Source organism: Thauera sp. DNT-1 (genome assembly GCF_055393985.1).
The window spans coordinates 59,270-74,575 of record NZ_AP043752.1; the positions used below are offsets into that span (position 1 = coordinate 59,270).

Annotated in this window: 12 protein-coding genes; 10 read left to right on the plus strand and 2 right to left on the minus strand. The window is 68.1% G+C overall.

Features of this window, described 5'->3' with window-relative positions; all coding sequences use genetic code 11:
• Positions 1-2: 2 nt before the first annotated feature.
• A complete protein-coding gene (gene fur / locus ACZ5PP_RS00270; protein ID WP_004303488.1) occupies positions 3-443 on the minus strand; it encodes a ferric iron uptake transcriptional regulator in 441 nt (146 codons plus the stop codon).
• A gap of 249 nt (positions 444-692) precedes the next feature.
• On the opposite strand from fur, the gene ACZ5PP_RS00275 reads away from it, so the two are divergent.
• The 6 genes from ACZ5PP_RS00275 to greA all read left to right on the plus strand — a co-directional run bounded on the left by ACZ5PP_RS00275 (position 693) and on the right by greA (position 9,573).
• The gene (locus tag ACZ5PP_RS00275; RefSeq protein ID WP_004303486.1) at positions 693-1,100 is read left to right on the plus strand and encodes an outer membrane protein assembly factor BamE; all 408 of its coding nucleotides are present in this window, start codon (positions 693-695) and stop codon (positions 1,098-1,100) included.
• A gap of 66 nt (positions 1,101-1,166) precedes the next feature.
• Positions 1,167-1,973 (plus strand): 4-hydroxy-tetrahydrodipicolinate reductase, encoded by an 807-nt coding sequence (gene dapB, locus ACZ5PP_RS00280; RefSeq protein ID WP_004303484.1) that lies wholly within the window; start codon positions 1,167-1,169, stop codon positions 1,971-1,973.
• 8 nt (positions 1,974-1,981) lie between these two features.
• Positions 1,982-4,483: a response regulator gene (locus ACZ5PP_RS00285; RefSeq protein WP_464826571.1), complete on the plus strand. Its 2,502-nt coding sequence runs from the start codon at positions 1,982-1,984 to the stop codon at positions 4,481-4,483.
• 160 nt (positions 4,484-4,643) lie between these two features.
• Positions 4,644-5,786 (plus strand): glutamine-hydrolyzing carbamoyl-phosphate synthase small subunit, encoded by a 1,143-nt coding sequence (gene carA / locus ACZ5PP_RS00290; RefSeq protein ID WP_004303480.1) that lies wholly within the window; start codon positions 4,644-4,646, stop codon positions 5,784-5,786.
• A gap of 83 nt (positions 5,787-5,869) precedes the next feature.
• Positions 5,870-9,100 carry a carbamoyl-phosphate synthase large subunit gene (gene carB, locus ACZ5PP_RS00295; RefSeq protein ID WP_004303478.1) on the plus strand — a complete coding sequence of 1,077 codons (3,231 nt, stop codon included), beginning with the start codon at positions 5,870-5,872 and terminating at the stop codon, positions 9,098-9,100.
• Positions 9,097-9,573: a transcription elongation factor GreA gene (gene greA, locus ACZ5PP_RS00300; protein WP_004303476.1), complete on the plus strand. Its 477-nt coding sequence runs from the start codon at positions 9,097-9,099 to the stop codon at positions 9,571-9,573. Before carB ends, greA begins: the two co-directional genes overlap by 4 nt.
• Before the next feature lie 94 nt (positions 9,574-9,667).
• Here the strand turns inward: greA and yhbY are convergent, their stop codons facing one another.
• Positions 9,668-10,120 (minus strand): ribosome assembly RNA-binding protein YhbY, encoded by a 453-nt coding sequence (gene yhbY, locus ACZ5PP_RS00305; protein WP_043745282.1) that lies wholly within the window; start codon positions 10,118-10,120, stop codon positions 9,668-9,670.
• Between the two features lie 82 nt (positions 10,121-10,202).
• On the opposite strand from yhbY, the gene ACZ5PP_RS00310 reads away from it, so the two are divergent.
• From ACZ5PP_RS00310 to glmM, 4 genes are all read left to right on the plus strand, one after another.
• Entirely contained in the window at positions 10,203-10,826 is a 624-nt protein-coding gene (locus ACZ5PP_RS00310) for an RlmE family RNA methyltransferase (RefSeq protein ID WP_043745285.1), read from the plus strand.
• 122 nt (positions 10,827-10,948) lie between these two features.
• Positions 10,949-12,841, plus strand: coding sequence for an ATP-dependent zinc metalloprotease FtsH (gene ftsH / locus ACZ5PP_RS00315; protein WP_004304508.1), 1,893 nt, complete (start codon positions 10,949-10,951; stop codon positions 12,839-12,841).
• Between the two features lie 100 nt (positions 12,842-12,941).
• A complete protein-coding gene (gene folP, locus ACZ5PP_RS00320) occupies positions 12,942-13,772 on the plus strand; it encodes a dihydropteroate synthase (RefSeq protein WP_012585166.1) in 831 nt (276 codons plus the stop codon).
• 56 nt (positions 13,773-13,828) lie between these two features.
• Positions 13,829-15,181 carry a phosphoglucosamine mutase gene (gene glmM, locus ACZ5PP_RS00325; RefSeq protein WP_004304504.1) on the plus strand — a complete coding sequence of 451 codons (1,353 nt, stop codon included), beginning with the start codon at positions 13,829-13,831 and terminating at the stop codon, positions 15,179-15,181.
• Positions 15,182-15,306 lie beyond the last annotated feature (125 nt).

Genomic DNA, 15,306 nt, shown 5'->3' on the forward strand with positions numbered 1-15,306 from the left:
CTTCAGTCCTTCTCGCGCCCGAGGTTGGGGCAGTTCTCGCGCTGGCAGTCGGCGTAGATGTAGAGCGCGTGCTCGCGGATCGCGAAGCCGCGTTCGAGCGCGATCTGGTTCTGCCGACGTTCGATCTCGGCGTCGAAGAACTCCTCGACCTTGCCGCACTGCATGCACACCAGATGGTCGTGATGGCCGCCTTCGGCGAGTTCGAACACCGCCTTGCCCGACTCGAAGTAGTGGCGCTCGAGCAGTCCGGCCTGCTCGAACTGCGTCAGTACGCGGTAGACCGTGGCCAAGCCGATGTCCATGCCTTCGTTCATCAACGTGCGGTATACATCCTCCGCGGTCAGGTGGCGCTGCTCCGAGCTCTGGAAGAGGTCGAGGATCTTCAGGCGGGGGTAGGTCGCCTTCAGGCCGATGCTTTTCAGGTTCCTGGAGTTGTCGGACATGGGCTCTGGATGAGGTTGACTTGCGGGAGATCGGGTTGCGGGAGCCTGCGAAGGCCGTTTGGCCGACCGTTGTCCAGGGACTCGCGGGAGGTCGATGCCAGCCCGTTACGGTGTGCGCCGCAGCAGGCAGGAGCCCCCGCGGGCAGTCTCCGGCAATGGCGGTCGAGCGCCGTCGATCGCGGCTATGTTATATTTTTTGCCCCTAACTGAGAACTGCGACCCCGGTCGCATCCCGGCGCCCACTCTCCCATGCGTTCCCTCCTCGCTGCGCTCATCGTCTCTTCCGGCCTGCTTGCAGGCTGCTCCTTCGACTCCGTTGTCGGCCTGGTCGACCCCTACCGGATCGACATCCGCCAAGGCAATTACGTCGACCAGGAGATGGTCGCGCAGCTTCGCCGCGGCATGACCCGCGACCAGGTGCGCTACGTGCTCGGCTCCCCCCTGGTGGTCGACATGTTCCGCAAGGACCGCTGGGATTACGTCTATCGCTTCCGCCCGGGCAGTGGCGAGGCGCAGCAGCGCGTGATCTCGCTGTTCTTCACGGGCGACGTGCTCGACCGCATCGAGGGCGACGTCGCTGCCGCCTCGGGTACGCCCGCCGCGGCGGCGCAGGAGCGCTCGCGCGTGGTCGAGATCCCCCCCGCCAGCGCGCGCTGAGGCGGCGCCCGGGTTCATCCCGGGTCGGCCGTCCGCGCCGGCCCATTGATGCAGGAAAACAATCCGATGTCCCAGATTCGAGTCGCGATCGCCGGTGCCTCCGGGCGCATGGGCAGAATGTTGATCGAGGCCGCGCTGAAGGAGGAGGGCGTCGTGCTCGCCGCCGCCTTCGATCGCAGCGACACCCCCTTCATCGGTCGCGATGCCGGCGAGATGGCCGGCGTGGCCACCGGCGTGCTCATCACCGACGATGCCGCCGCCGCGATCGGCGCGGCCGATTGCGTGATCGACTTCACCCGACCCGAGGGCACGCTCGCGCACCTCGCGCTCGCGCGTGCCGCCGGCAAGGCGATGGTGATCGGCACGACCGGTTTCGATGCCGCCGGCAAGACCGCGATCGCCGCCGCTGCCGAGCACGTTCCCGTGGTCTTCGCGCCCAACATGGCGGTGGGCGTGAACGCGGTGTTCCGCTTGCTCGAGGTCGCCGCGCGCATCCTCTCCGAGGGCTACGACGTCGAGGTCATCGAGGCCCACCACCGCTTCAAGGTCGATGCCCCCTCCGGCACGGCACTGCGCATGGGCGAGGTCGTCGCCCGCGAGCTTGGACGCGACCTCGAGACCTGCGCTGTCTATGGCCGCGAGGGCCACACCGGCGAGCGCAGCGCCGAGACCATCGGCTTTTCGACGATCCGTGGCGGCGATGTGGTGGGTGACCACACGGTGCTGTTCGCCGGCATCGGCGAGCGCATCGAGATCACCCACAAGTCGGGGAGCCGCATGCCCTATGCGCTCGGCTCGATGCGGGCGGCGCGCTTTCTCGCCGGTCGTGCGAAGGGGCTCTACGACATGCAGGACGTGCTCGGCCTGCGCTGAGGCCTGCCATGAGCGGCGCGGCCGAATCGCGCGGGAGTCCTCCCGATCCCGGTTCCGTCGAGGCGGAGCTCTCCCGCCTGCGCGCCGAGCGCGATGCGGCGCTGCGCAGCTTGGCGCGCGCGCGCCGGCACCTCGACCTGGTGTCGGCGAATGCGGGTGCCGGCGTGTGGTACATGGACCTGCGTGGCGGCTCGATCCGGCTCGACGAACGCTGGCGCAGGCTGCTCGGTTACGACGGAGGGGATGCGGGCGACTGGATGGCGCTGGTGGACGACGAGGGCAGGGCGGCGCTGCAGCAGGCGCTGCGCGCCCACCTCGGCGGAGAAGCGGCCGAGCTGCGCGCGGAGATCCGCATTCGCGCGCAGGACGCGAGCTGGCACTGGATCGAGGTGTGCGGCAACGCGAGCGGCCGCGGCGAGGACGGGCGCTGGGCGCGCGTCGAGGGCACCTACCGTGATGTCACCGAGCGCAAGCTGCGCGAGATCGAACTGCTCCAGGCCAAGGAGGCAGCCGAGGCGGCGAGCCGGGCCAAGGGCGACTTCCTCGCCAACATGAGCCACGAGATCCGCACGCCGATGAACGGCATCATCGGCATGACCGACCTGCTGCTCGACTCCACGATCGCGGGCGAGCAGCGCGAGTACCTGCAGACGGTCAAGTCCTCGGCCGAGGCCTTGCTGACCATCATCAACGACATCCTCGACTTCTCGCGCATCGAGGCTGGCCGCCTGAGCGTCGAGCAGATCGACTTCTCGTTGCACTCGGTGGTGTCGGAGACCTGTCGCGCGCTCGCGCTGCGTGCTTCGCAGAAGGGGCTGGAGCTCTACTATGACGTCGCGCCCGACGTGCCCTCGGTGCTGCGCGGCGACCCCACCCGGCTGCGCCAGATCCTGGTGAATCTCATCGGCAACGCGATCAAGTTCACCGAGCACGGCGAGGTCGAGGTGCGCGTGCGCTGCGTCCAGCGCAACGGCGGCGCGGCCAGCATCGAGTTCCTCGTGCGCGACACCGGCTGCGGCATCGCGCCCGACAAGCTCGAGGCGATCTTCGGTGCCTTCTCGCAGGCGGACAATTCGACCACGCGCAAGTACGGCGGCACGGGCCTCGGTCTGGCGATCTGCCGCCAGCTCACCGAGCTGATGGGGGGCCGGATCGGTGTCGATAGCGTGCCGGGTGCGGGCAGCCGCTTCGAGGTGACCCTGCCGCTGCGCGCGGTCGCCGACCCGACCCCGCTGCGCGTCGGCGCACTCGCCGGGACGCGGGTGCTGGTGGCGAGCGCGAACGCCGCCTTCGCCGATTTCCTGTGCGCGACCCTGCAGGAGGCCGCCCTGCGTGCCGAGGCGGCCTGCAGTGGCGTGGCGGTGGAGCAGGCGCTGGCGCGCGCCGCGGACGGCAGCGATCCCTTCGCGTTCCTGCTGATGGATGCGGACCTGCCGGAGCCGGGCGGCTTCGCGCTGGCGCAGCGCTTCGCCGCCGCGTGGCCGCGGCCGGACCGCATCATTCCGATGATGGCGAGCCACTCGCAGCGCAACGATGCCCTGCGCTGCGAGGAGCTCGGGCTCGGCTACCGCCTCGCCAAGCCCTTCTCGGCCGAGGACCTGCTGGCCGTGCTGCGCATGGCGCAGGGCGGCGAGCGCGAGGCTGCCGAGCCGCCGCCCTTCGAGCTCGCACCGGTCGAGCTGCGCTCCACGGTGGGGATGGAGCCGCCGGCGCGCGTGCTCGAGGTATTGGTGGTCGAGGACAACCCGGTCAACCAGACCGTGGCCAAGCGCATGCTCGAGCACGTCGGCCACAGCGTGACGGTGGCGAACAACGGTGAGGAGGCCCTCGAGGCGATCGACAACCGTCACTTCGACGTGGTGCTGATGGACGTGCAGATGCCGGTGATGGGCGGCATCGAGGCCACGCAGGCCATCCGCGCGCGCGAGGCGCGGCGCAGCTGGGTGCTCGCGGGCGACTGGAAGCCGGTGCCGATCATCGCGATGACCGCGCACGCGATGGAGGGCGACCGCGAGCGCTGCCTGCAGGCGGGGATGGACGACTACGTCGCCAAGCCGGTCCGCCCCGAGGCGCTGTTCGCCGCGATCGAGCGCGTGCTGGGTCCGGCGGATGCCGACGAGGCCGCCGGCGACATCACCCTGCTCGAGCTCGATCCTGCCGACCGTCGCCGCATCGCCTGCCTCGACGACGCGCGCGCGATGTTCGCAGGCGAGGACGGGGTGGTCGAGCAACTGGTCGAGGTCTTCCTGCGCGATCTGCCGCGCACGGTCGCCGACTTGCACAAGGGCGCCGCCGACATGGATTTCGCGCGCCTGCGCGAGCTCGGGCACATGATCAAGGGCTCGGTCGGGGTGTTCTCGGCGCAGCGTGCGGTGGATGCCGCGCGCCGTCTGGAGGAGCTGGCCGCGGCGGGCGATCCGCGCGCGCTGACCAGCCAGGCGGGCCTTGCGGCGCGCGAGATCGAGCTGCTCGGCGAGGTTCTGCGGGAAGAAACGGCCTGCGGCAGGTGAGCGGAGGTGCGCGGGCGATTTGCCTTGAATCCGCCGGAAATATACAATTGAAAGGTTTTCGAAGCGGGATCGGCCCGGAGGCCCGTCCCGCTTTTTGTACATATCGGGCGCGTCGTTCGCGTGCCCGCATGACTTCCCAAGCAGATTCCAGGAGCTTCTCGTGAGTGCATTCCCGCCCGCCCTTCTTGCGCTCGCCGATGGAACCGTCTTCCACGGCAAGGGTATCGGCGCGGTTGGCAGCACGGTCGGCGAGGTGGTGTTCAACACCTCGATGTCGGGGTATCAGGAAATCCTGACCGACCCGAGCTATTGCCGCCAGATCGTCACCCTGACCTATCCGCATATCGGCAACACCGGCATCAACCCCGAGGACATCGAGTCCTCGCGCGTGCAGGCGGCCGGTCTGGTCATCCGCGACCTGCCCATCCTGCCGTCCAACTTTCGCATGACCCAGCGCCTGGACGCCTACCTGCGCGCCGAGAAGGTGGTCGCGATCGCAGGCCTCGACACCCGCAAGCTCACCCGCGTGCTGCGCGAGAAGGGTGCGCAGGCGGGCTGCATCGTCACTGCGGCCGCGGGCCAGGCGCTCGACGCCGAGGCTGCCGTGGCCCAGGCGCGCGCCTTTCCCGGCCTCGCGGGCATGGACCTCGCCAAGGTCGTCAGTGTCGCCGAGCGCTATGAATGGAAGCAGGCCGAGTGGGCGCTCGGGAGCGGCTACAGCGACCGCGCCGACGGGCGCTTCCACGTCGTCGCCTACGACTTCGGCGTCAAGTACAACATCCTGCGCATGCTGGTCGAGCGCGGCTGCCGCCTCACGGTGGTGCCGGCGCAGACGCCGGCATCCGAAGTGCTGGCGCTGAATCCGGATGGGGTGTTCCTGTCCAACGGCCCCGGCGACCCCGAGCCCTGCGACTACGCGATCGCCGCGATCCGCGAGCTCGTCGCCGCGCGCATGCCGACCTTCGGCATCTGCCTCGGCCACCAGCTGCTGGCGCTGGCCTCGGGCGCGAAGACCATGAAGATGCCCACCGGTCACCATGGCGCCAACCATCCGGTCAAGGATCTCGACACCGGCAAAGTGCTGATCACCAGCCAGAACCACGGCTTCGCGGTCGATCCGGCGACCATGCCGGCGAACCTGAAGGTGACGCACGTATCCTTGTTCGATGGCACCAATCAGGGGATTGCGCGCACCGACGTGCCCGCCTTCTCCTTCCAGGGACACCCGGAAGCGAGCCCCGGGCCGCATGACGTCGCCTACCTGTTCGACCGCTTCATCGGTCTGATGGAAGCCGCCAAGTAACCCGGCCCGCGGCAGGCTGCGGCCTGCCCCCCAGTTTTTGACGCGCGACAGTCGCGGCGTCGAGGAATCATCGAGGCAAGACAATGCCGAAACGTACAGACATCAAGACCATCCTGATCATCGGCGCCGGCCCGATCATCATCGGCCAGGCCTGCGAGTTCGACTATTCCGGCGCCCAGGCCTGCAAGGCCCTGCGCGAGGAAGGCTACAAGGTCATCCTGGTCAACTCGAACCCGGCGACCATCATGACCGACCCGGAGACGGCCGACGTCACCTACATCGAACCGATCACCTGGCAGGTGGTCGAGCGCATCATCGACAAGGAGCGTCCCGACGCGATCCTGCCGACCATGGGCGGCCAGACCGCGCTCAACTGCGCGCTCGACCTCGGTCGCCACGGCGTGCTCGCCAAGTACGGCGTCGAGCTCATCGGCGCTTCGGAAGAGGCGATCGACAAGGCGGAGGACCGCCTCAAGTTCAAGGACGCGATGACCAGGATCGGTCTCGGCTCCGCGCGCTCGGGCATCGCCCACAGCATGGAAGAGGCGCTCCAGGTCCAGGGTGGCATCGGCTTCCCGGTGATCATCCGCCCGAGCTTCACGCTCGGCGGCACCGGCGGCGGCATCGCCTACAACATGGAAGAGTTCCAGGAGATCTGCAAGCGCGGCCTCGAGGCGAGTCCGACCAACGAGCTGCTGATCGAGGAGTCGCTGCTGGGCTGGAAGGAATACGAGATGGAGGTCGTGCGCGATCGCGCCGACAACTGCATCATCGTGTGCTCGATCGAGAACCTCGACCCGATGGGCGTGCACACCGGCGACTCGATCACCGTCGCGCCGGCGCAGACGCTCACCGACAAGGAATACCAGATCATGCGCAACGCCTCGATCGCGGTGCTGCGCGAGATCGGGGTGGACACGGGCGGCTCGAACGTGCAGTTCGCCATCAATCCCCAGGACGGTCGCATGATCGTCATCGAGATGAACCCGCGCGTGTCGCGTTCGTCGGCGCTGGCCTCCAAGGCCACCGGTTTCCCGATCGCAAAGGTCGCGGCCAAGCTGGCGGTGGGCTACACCCTCGACGAGCTGCGCAACGACATCACCGGTGGCGCCACCCCGGCGTCCTTCGAGCCTTCGATCGACTACGTCGTCACCAAGATCCCGCGCTTCGCGTTCGAGAAATTCCCCCAGGCCAACGACCGCCTGACCACCCAGATGAAATCGGTGGGCGAGGTCATGGCGATGGGCCGCAGCTTCCAGGAATCCTTCCAGAAGGCGCTGCGTGGGCTGGAGGTCGGCGTGTATGGCCTGGACGAGGTCGAGGCCGACCGCGAGGATCTCGAGCACGAGATCGCCAGCCCGGGCGCGCAGCGCATCTGGTACGTGGGCCAGGCTTTCCGCGAGGGTATGAGCCTCGAGCAGGTTTTCAACCTGTCCAAGATCGACCCCTGGTTCCTCGCCCAGATCGAGGACATCGTGCTCTCCGAGAAGGCGCTCGCCGGGCGCTCGCTGAAGGCGCTGCAGGCCGCCGAGCTGCGCGAGCTCAAGAAGAAGGGCTTCTCCGACCGCCGCCTGGCCAAGCTGCTCAATGCTGACGAGACCGCGGTGCGCCTGCATCGGCATACGCTGGGCGTGCGCCCGGTGTTCAAGCGCGTCGACACCTGCGCGGCCGAGTTCGCCACCTCCACCGCCTACCTGTATTCGTCCTACGAGGACGAGTGCGAGGCGATGCCGACCGAGCGCAAGAAGATCATGGTGCTCGGCGGTGGTCCCAACCGCATCGGCCAGGGCATCGAGTTCGACTACTGCTGCGTGCATGCGGCGCTCGCCCTGCGCGAGGATGGCTACGAGACCATCATGGTCAACTGCAACCCGGAGACGGTGTCCACCGACTACGACACCTCGGACCGCCTGTACTTCGAGCCGATCACGCTCGAAGACCTGCTCGAGATCGTGCACATCGAGAAGCCGGTCGGCGTGATCGTGCAGTTCGGCGGCCAGACTCCGCTCAAGCGCGCGCAGGCGCTCGAAGCCAACGGCGTGCCGATCATCGGCACCAGCCCCGACATGATCGACGCCGCCGAGGACCGCGAGCGTTTCCAGCAACTGCTCGTCGAGCTCGGTCTGCGTCAGCCGCCCAACCGCACCGCGCGGACGCCCGCCGAAGCCGTGCGCCTCGCGGCCGAGATCGGCTATCCGCTGGTGGTACGCCCGTCCTACGTGCTGGGTGGCCGCGCGATGGAGATCGTGCACGAGCAGAAGGACCTCGAGCGCTACATGCGCGAGGCGGTCAAGGTCTCGAACGAGTCGCCGGTGCTGCTCGACCGCTTCCTCAACGACGCCACGGAGGTGGACGTCGATGCGCTGTCCGACGGCAAGCAGGTGATGATCGGCGGCATCATGGAGCACATCGAGCAGGCCGGCGTGCATTCGGGCGACTCGGCCTGCTCGCTGCCACCCTATACCCTGTCGGCGAGGCTGCAGGACGAGTTGCGCCGCCAGACCGAGGCCATGGCGCGCGCGCTGAAGGTCGTCGGCCTGATGAACGTGCAGTTCGCGATCCAGGGCGAGGGCGACAATGCGGTCGTCTATGTGCTCGAGGTGAACCCGCGCGCCTCGCGCACCGTGCCCTTCGTCTCCAAGGCCTGCTCGCTGCCGCTGGCCAAGATCGCCGCGCGCTGCATGGCGGGTCAGAGCCTGGCCGAGCAGGGCGTCAGCGGTGAGATCGTTCCGCCTTACTACTCGGTCAAGGAGGCGGTGTTCCCGTTCGTGAAGTTCCCCGGCGTGGATACCATCCTCGGGCCCGAGATGAAGTCCACCGGCGAGGTCATGGGCGTGGGCCGCAGCTTCGCCGAGGCCTTCGTGAAGAGCCAGATGGGCGCGGGCGTGCGCCTGCCAACCGCGGGCACGGTGTTCATCAGCGTGCGTCCGACCGACAAGCCGGTCGCGATCGAGGTCGCGCGCGAGCTGCACGAGATGGGCTTCGCGCTGGTGGCCACCCGCGGCACCGCAGCGGCGATCGAGGCCGCCGGGATCCCGGTTGGCGTGGTCAACAAGGTCAACGAGGGCCGTCCGCACATCGTCGACATCATCAAGAACGAGGAGATCGTGCTGGTGATCAACACCGTCGATGAGAAGCGCCAGGCGATCGCTGACTCGCGCTCGATCCGCACCAGCGCGCTCGCCGCAAAGGTGTCGATCTTCACCACCATCGAGGGCGCGCGCGCCGCGTGCATGGGCATGCGCCACCTTTCGAACGGTCTCGAGGTGTATTCCGTGCAGGGCCTGCACGCCGAACTGAAGCAGCAAGCATGAACAAGACCCCGCTTACCGTCGCCGGCGCCGAGAAGCTGCGCACCGAACTCCATCGACTGAAGACCGTCGAGCGCCCCAACGTGATCGCCGCGATCGCCGAGGCGCGGTCGCACGGCGACCTCTCCGAGAACGCCGAGTACGAGGCTGCCAAGGATCGCCAGGGCTTCATCGAGGGCCGCATCATGGAGGTCGAGTCCAAGCTCGCCAACGCGCAGATCATCGATCCGACACTGCTCGATGCGGACGGTCGCTGCGTGTTCGGCGCCACGGTCGAGCTCGAAGACCTCGAGTCCGGCCAGGTCGTGACCTACCAGATCGTCGGCGACGATGAAGCCGACATCAAGGACAACAAGATCTCGATCAGCTCGCCGATCGCGCGTGCGCTGATCGGAAAATACGCGGGGGACATCGCCGAGGTGCAGGCGCCCGGCGGGGTGCGCGAGTACGAGATCCTGGACGTGCGCTACGTCTGATCTGCACCTTGCCGGCGTGGCGATGAAGAGGGCGGTGCGATGCACCGCCCCTTTGTTTGCAGCCTCGACGCAAGGCGAGCCGGGCGGGTGCGGCTCAGCGGCCGCGTGCGGCGCCGCGTCCGCGCGGGGCGGGCGCACGTGCCGGCGAGCGGCGCGACTCGGCGCTCGCCTTGGCGAGCGCGGCACGACGCGCGGCGGCGGCGAAGGCGGCGGCCGACTTGGCGGTGGAAGCGCGCACAGGCTTCTTCTCTGCGGGCGCGGAGCTCTTGTCGTCCTCGCGGCGCGCACGCCAGACGACGAGGATGCTGCCGATGTGCTGCACCGGGGCGGCGTCCACCGCGGCGCACAGCTCCTGCATCAAGGCCTCGCGCTGCTCGCGTTCGGCGCCCTGGACCTTGACCTTGATGAGCTCGTGCGCCTGCAGGGCGCGTTCGATCTCGGCGAGGACGGCCGGCGTGAGGCCGTTGCCGGCTACGGTCACGACGGGGTTCAGGTGGTGGGCACGGGCGCGCAGCTCGCTGCGCTCGGCCGGGGAAAGCTCGGTCATTGCAAATCTCTGGATGGGTGAAGCCCGGGACGCGGATTCTACCCCGTACGTGCCAAGGATGGCCGTCGCGGATGGAGCGAGGATGAAGAAGAACAAGACCAGCCGTGCCTGGGTGCACGATCATGTGAACGATCCCTGGGTGCAACGCGCCCAGGCCGAGGGTTATCGCGCACGCGCCGCCTTCAAGCTGCTCGAGATAGACGAGCGCGACCACCTGCTGCGTCCGGGCGCGGTGGTCGTCGACCTGGGAGCGGCGCCCGGCTCGTGGTGCCAGCTTGCGGTGAAGCGCTGCGGGCCCAAGGGACGCATCTTCGCGCTCGACCTCCTGCCCATGGAGCCGGTGGCGGGGGTGGAGTTCCTGCTCGGCGACTTTACCGAGGATGCCGTGCTCGAGGAGCTCGAAGCGCGCCTTGGTGGCGCGAGCGTGGATGTGGTGCTGTCGGATATGGCGCCGAACCTTTCAGGGGTTGCGACGGTCGACCAGGCACGTTCGCTACATCTTTGCGAATTGGCGCTGGACTTCGCGGTGCGTCATCTCAAGCCGGGTGGGCAGTTCGTGGTCAAGGTGTTCCAGGGCGAGGGCTTCATGGAGTATCGCAAGCAGATGGAGGCGGCGTTCGTCTCGGTGCAGGTGCGCAAGCCCAAGGCTTCGCGCGACCGTAGCGCCGAGGTCTATCTCGTCGGCCGGGGGCCGCGCCGGCCTTGAGTTCGCATGCGGGAGTGGCGATTGGGTTGCGCTATGTGCCCCATTGGTTTGCCCGTGGGAACAATCGCCACTAGAATCGGTCAGTCGCGTACAGGCCGGAATGGCTTTCGGGGAACAGAAAGTTGAACAATCTCTTCAAGAATCTCGCGATCTGGATGGTTATCGGCGTCGTGCTGATGACGGTATTCAACCAGTTCAACACGCGCCAGACGCCGGCCAGCACCATGGAGTATTCCCAGTTCCTGGAGGAGGCCAAGGCGGGACGGATCGCGCGCGCGACCGTCGATGGCCGCGTGCTCAAGGCCACCACCCAGGAAGGGCGCACGATCACGGTGTATACGCCGGGCGTGCAGGACATCTGGATGATTTCAGACCTGATGCGCTACGGCGTTCAGATCAACGCCAGCAAGCCCGAGGAGGAGCAGTCCTTCCTCGCCAGCGTATTCGTGTCGTGGTTCCCGATGTTGCTGCTGATCGGCGTGTGGATCTTCTTCATGCGCCAGATGCAGGGCGGGGGCAAGGGCGGGGCGTTCTCCTTCGGCAAGAGCAAGGCGCGCATGCTCGACGAGTCGGCCAATTCGGTGACCTTTGCCGACGTTGCCGGCTGCGACGAGGCCAAGGAAGAAGTTGCCGAGCTGGTCGAGTTCCTGCGTGATCCGTCCAAGTTTCAGAAGCTCGGCGGCCGCATTCCCAAGGGCGTGCTGATGGTCGGTTCGCCGGGTACCGGCAAGACCCTGCTCGCCAAGGCGATCGCCGGAGAGGCCAAGGTGCCCTTCTTCTCGATCTCCGGCTCCGACTTCGTCGAGATGTTCGTCGGCGTAGGCGCGGCGCGCGTGCGCGACATGTTCGAGCAGGCCAAGAAGCAGGCGCCCTGCATCATCTTCATCGACGAGATCGACGCGGTCGGCCGCCAGCGTGGTGCGGGTCTGGGCGGCGGCAATGACGAGCGCGAGCAAACGCTCAACCAGTTGCTGGTCGAAATGGACGGTTTCGAGGGCCAGACCGGCGTGATCGTGATCGCCGCGACCAACCGCCCCGACGTGCTCGACCCGGCTCTGCTGCGCCCGGGCCGCTTCGACCGCCAGGTGGTGGTGGCGCTGCCCGACATCCGTGGTCGCGAGCAGATTCTCAAGGTGCACATGCGCAAGGTGCCGATCGCGCCCGACGTCGATCCGCAGGTGCTGGCGCGCGGCACGCCGGGCTTTGCCGGTGCCGACCTCGCCAACCTGGTGAACGAGGCTGCGCTGTTCGCCGCGCGCGCCAACAAGCGTCTGGTCGACATGGAGGACTTCGAGCGCGCCAAGGACAAGATCATGATGGGCGCCGAGCGCCGCTCGGTGGTCATGCCCGAGGAGGAGCGCCGCAACACCGCCTACCACGAGTCCGGTCACGCGGTGGTGGCGCGTCTGCTCGACAAGACCGATCCGGTGCATAAGGTGACCATCATCCCGCGCGGCCGTGCGCTGGGCGTGACCATGCAGTTGCCGACCGAGGATCGCTACAGCCAGGACCGCGATCGACTGCTGCAGACCATCGCCGTGCTGTTCGGTGGCCGCATCGCCGAAGAGATCTTCATGAAGCAGATGACGACCGGTGCGTCTAACGACTTCGCCCGTGCCACTGACCTCGCGCGCCGGATGGTGACGCAGTGGGGCATGTCCGACACGCTCGGACCGATGGTGTATGGCGAGGAGGAGGGCGAGATCTTCCTCGGCCGCCAAGTCACCACGCACCGCAACGTGTCCGAGGCGACGATGCAGAAGGTCGACGCGGAGATCCGCCGCATCATCGATCAGCAGTACTCGCTGGCGCGGCGCTTGCTCGAAGAGAACAGCGACAAGGTCGAGGCGATGACGGCCGCGTTGCTGGAATGGGAAACCATCGACGCCGAGCAGGTGAATGACATCATGGCCGGCCGCCCGCCGCGTCCGCCGAAGCCGGCATCGGCGCCGTCCAGCCGTCCGAAGGACGACGCGCCGGGTGCGGCGCCCACCGCGCCAGCACCTGCCGCCTGAGTTCGACAACTTCCGTTTCAAGGGGCCGGCCGGACCGGCCCCTTTCCATTCCGGCGTCCGCGCGCCTGCGCCCGGACGCCTTGCTTTTCCCGAGGTCTCGATGTCCGTCCTGCAATGCGGCCGCTTCCGGCTCGATCTGTCCCAGCCCAGGGTGATGGCGATCATCAACCTGACCGACGACTCCTTCTCCGGCGACGGTTTGCGTGGCGACCTCGCCCGTGCGCTCGCGCGCGCCGAGCGTGCGCTGGAGGAAGGGGCGGAGATGCTCGATATCGGCGCCGAGTCGACCCGGCCGGGATCGGACCCGGTGCCCGAGGCGCAGGAGCTCGAGCGCGTGGTGCGCTTCGTCGAGGCCGCGCGCGGCTGGAAAGTGCCGCTCTCGATCGACACCCTGAAGCCGACGGTGATGCGCGCCGCGCTCGCGGCGGGTGCGGACATGATCAACGACATCAACGCGTTCCGCGCATCGGGTGCGATCGAGGCGGTTGCCGCGGGCGAGTCCGGCTTGTGCGTGATGCACATGCTCGGCCAGCCGCGTACGATGCAGCAGGATCCGCGCTACGCCGACGTGGTCGGCGAGGTGACCGGCTTCCTCGACGAGCGCGTTGCCGCCCTCGTGGCCGCAGGCGTGGCGCGCGAGCGCATCGTGCTCGACCCTGGCTTCGGCTTCGGCAAGAGCGTCGGCCACAACTATGCGCTGCTGCGCGAGCTCGCGCGTGTCGGCGTCGGCGGGTTGCCGGTGCTGGCGGGGCTGTCGCGCAAGTCCATGCTCGGCGCAGTCACCGGTCGCGCGGTCGGCGAGCGGCTTGCGGCCAGCGTCGCCGGGGCGCTGATCGCGGTGCAGAACGGCGCGCGTATCGTGCGGGTGCATGACGTCGCCGCCACTCGCGACGCGCTCGCGGTGTGGAAGGCGACCGTGACGGGATGCTGAGCAAGGCACCGCCCGCGGTGTCATAATCCGCGCTTTCGAAAGCTGCTGGAGCGAAGATGGCGCGCAAGTATTTCGGCACCGATGGTGTGCGTGGCAAGGTCGGCGATACGCCGATCACGCCCGAGTTCGTGATGAGGCTGGGCTATGCGGCCGGCGTGACCTTGGTCGCGCGCGAGAAGCTGCCCGCGGGCGAACACCCCGCGGTGCTGATCGGCAAGGACACGCGCATTTCCGGCTACATGCTCGAAGCCGCGCTCGAGGCCGGGTTCGCCGCGGCTGGTGTGGACGTGATGCTGGCCGGACCGATCCCCACCCCGGCGGTAGCCTATCTCACGCGCGCACTGCGCCTGCAGGCCGGCGTGGTGATCTCGGCCTCGCACAACCCCTTCTACGACAACGGGATCAAGTTCTTCTCCGCCGACGGCAGCAAGCTGCCCGATGCGGTCGAGGCCGAGATCGAGGCCCACCTCGACGAGCCGATGGGTTGTGTGGACTCCGCCCGCCTGGGCAAGGCGCGCCGCATCGACGACGCCGCCGGGCGCTACATCGAGTTCTGCAAGAGCACCTTTCCCAACGAGCTCGACCTGCGCGGCCTGCGCATCGCGGTGGATTGCGCGCACGGCGCGGCCTACCAGATCGCCCCCAAGGTCTTCCACGAGCTCGGCGCGGAGATCATCCCGGTGGGCGTCGAGCCCAACGGCCTCAACATCAACGACGGCGTCGGTGCGACGCGGCCGGAGAACCTGCGGCAGGCGGTGCTCAAGCATGGCGCGGACCTGGGCATCGCGCTCGACGGCGACGCCGACCGCCTGATCATGGTGGACCATCGGGGCGAGATCTACGATGGCGACAAGCTGCTCTACGTGGTGGCCTGTGCGCGCCACGCCGAAGGCCGGCTGGAGGGCGTGGTCGGCACGCTGATGAGCAACCTCGGCTTCGAGCACGCGATCCAGCGCCTCGGCACGCCCTTTGCACGCGCCAAGGTGGGCGACCGCTACGTGCTCGAGCTGCTGCAGGAGCGCGGCTGGAAGATTGGCGGCGAGAACTCCGGTCACATCATCTGCCTCGACCGCCACACGACCGGCGACGGCATCGTGTCGGCGCTGCAAGTGCTCGCCGCGCTCAAGCAGCGCGGACTTTCGCTGGCGGACGCCTGCGCGGATCTGGTGTTCTACCCCCAGCGCCTGATCAACGTGCGCATGCCTGCCGGCTTCGACTGGCGTGCGGACGGCTCGATCGCGAGCGCACAGGCCAGAGCCGAACAGACGCTCGGCGATAGCGGGCGCGTGCTGCTGCGCCCTTCGGGCACCGAGCCCCTGCTGCGCGTGATGGTGGAGGGCCGCGACGGCGAGCTGGTCGAGCGTCTCGCGCGCGAGATCGCCGGCGTCGTCGAGGAAGCGATCGCCTGATTCGGGCTGCATGAGATGGGAGGACGGGGCGCAAGGCTCCGTCCGGACGCGGGAAGAAGGCAGATCTGCCCGTTCGATGACACGCAGCGTGGCTGCGACAATCGCTGGCTACCTGACGGGCTCGG

Bases quoted from the DNA above. Each gene is read 5' to 3' on its own strand.
- ACZ5PP_RS00275 (WP_004303486.1), top strand. From the start codon at position 693: ATGCGTTCCCTCCTCGCTGCGCTCATCGTCTCTTCCGGCCTGCTTGCA.
- carB (WP_004303478.1), top strand. From the start codon at position 5,870: ATGCCGAAACGTACAGACATCAAGACCATCCTGATCATCGGCGCCGGC.
- ACZ5PP_RS00285 (WP_464826571.1), top strand. From the start codon at position 1,982: ATGAGCGGCGCGGCCGAATCGCGCGGGAGTCCTCCCGATCCCGGTTCC.
- greA (WP_004303476.1), top strand. From the start codon at position 9,097: ATGAACAAGACCCCGCTTACCGTCGCCGGCGCCGAGAAGCTGCGCACC.
- yhbY (WP_043745282.1), bottom strand. From the start codon at position 10,120: ATGACCGAGCTTTCCCCGGCCGAGCGCAGCGAGCTGCGCGCCCGTGCC.
- folP (WP_012585166.1), top strand. From the start codon at position 12,942: ATGTCCGTCCTGCAATGCGGCCGCTTCCGGCTCGATCTGTCCCAGCCC.
- fur (WP_004303488.1), bottom strand. From the start codon at position 443: ATGTCCGACAACTCCAGGAACCTGAAAAGCATCGGCCTGAAGGCGACC.
- glmM (WP_004304504.1), top strand. From the start codon at position 13,829: ATGGCGCGCAAGTATTTCGGCACCGATGGTGTGCGTGGCAAGGTCGGC.
- ACZ5PP_RS00310 (WP_043745285.1), top strand. From the start codon at position 10,203: ATGAAGAAGAACAAGACCAGCCGTGCCTGGGTGCACGATCATGTGAAC.
- dapB (WP_004303484.1), top strand. From the start codon at position 1,167: ATGTCCCAGATTCGAGTCGCGATCGCCGGTGCCTCCGGGCGCATGGGC.